This is a genomic window from Novosphingobium umbonatum (assembly GCF_004005905.1).
In the GTDB taxonomy this organism is placed as follows: domain Bacteria; phylum Pseudomonadota; class Alphaproteobacteria; order Sphingomonadales; family Sphingomonadaceae; genus Novosphingobium; species Novosphingobium umbonatum.
The window spans coordinates 1-255 of record NZ_SACO01000076.1; the positions used below are offsets into that span (position 1 = coordinate 1).

At 50.2% G+C, this 255-nt stretch carries 1 protein-coding gene; it reads left to right on the plus strand.

Annotated features, from left to right (window positions below; translation table 11 throughout):
- The coding region (locus tag EOE18_RS18355) for a recombinase family protein (RefSeq protein ID WP_164852827.1) at nt 1-255 on the plus strand (255 nt) is incomplete at both ends.

The window sequence follows — 255 nt, forward strand, 5'->3', positions numbered from 1 at the left end:
ATGCTATGCATTTCTTTCAGTACAAAGGGCAACTTCACCGCTTCAAGGTGAAAATTGTCTCAATCACGCAAGCGTTTGGCGATGACCCTGCATCCGACCTCGCTATTGGCATGTTGTCGCTGTTTGATGAATATCAATCCGCAGAAATTCAAAAACACGTGACGCGGACGATGCTAGCGAATGCGAAGCAGGGCAATTGGAACGGCCAAACCCCGCCGTTCGGTTACATGACTGTTGCAGTCCCGCAGCCCAAAG